The sequence below is a fragment of the Mycobacterium sp. NAZ190054 genome (assembly GCF_001545925.1).
Taxonomy (GTDB): domain Bacteria; phylum Actinomycetota; class Actinomycetes; order Mycobacteriales; family Mycobacteriaceae; genus Mycobacterium.
The window spans coordinates 1-794 of record NZ_LMVQ01000497.1 but is presented as its reverse complement, the minus strand read 5'-3'; the positions used below and the strand labels follow the sequence as shown (position 1 = coordinate 794).

The window sequence follows — 794 nt, the reverse complement described above, 5'->3', positions numbered from 1 at the left end:
CGCCCGCGACGTCAGTGACGCGGTCGGGCCCCGCCGCTATCTGCACGCCGGCCCGCCGCTGGACGGCGCGTCCCCGCCTGCCGCCCTGCGGGGCGCACTGCTCGCGGCGTTGCTGTTCGAGAAACAGGCACGCGACCTCGACGAGGCAGAGGCGGTCGTCGACTCCGGCCGGGTGGAGCTGGTCCCCGCCCAGGACAACGGGGCCGGCGGCGCGATGGTCGGTGTGATCAGCCCCTCGATGCCGGTCGTCGTGGCCCGCTCGGGTGACATCTGCGCGTTCTCGCCGTTGACCGACGGGTTGCTGAGCTCGACCCGTTTCGGTGGGCACGGCCCGGACGCGCTGGCGATGCTCCGGCGCCTGACCGACGAGATGCTTCCCGTGCTCGCCGCCGCGGCCGCCGCGGCTCCCGAGCCGATCGACATCGGCCGCATCCACGCCGTCGCGCTCGAGCGCGGCGACGAGGGACACAACCACAATCCCGCGGCGGTGACGATCCTGGCCGAGACTCTGCGGCTCGCAGCACGATCGGACGGGGTCGACCGCTATCTGCGTGCCACACCGCAGTTCTTCCTCGCGGTGGCCCTCGCCGGCGCGCGGGTGCTCGCCGAGCTGATCGCCACCGACGGACCGGCGGGGATCGTCACCGCAGGCGGTTCCAACGGGGTCGAGATCGGCGTCCGGGTGAGCGGGATGCCCGCCCGCGACGTGGTGTGTGCAGAACGCCGGCAACTACCGCGGCCAGATGAGCGTCACCGATGCGCTGGCGACCTCCCCGAACACCGCGTTCGCGAAG

At 73.2% G+C, this 794-nt stretch carries 2 pseudogenes; both read left to right on the top strand.

Going from position 1 to position 794, the window contains the following annotated elements:
- Nucleotides 1-214 precede the first annotated feature (214 nt).
- Nucleotides 215-643, top strand: a pseudogene (locus ASJ79_RS35270) (DUF1116 domain-containing protein); the annotation flags it as partial.
- 46 nt (nt 644-689) lie between these two features.
- Nucleotides 690-794 (top strand): annotated as a pseudogene (locus ASJ79_RS35265) (hypothetical protein); the annotation flags it as partial.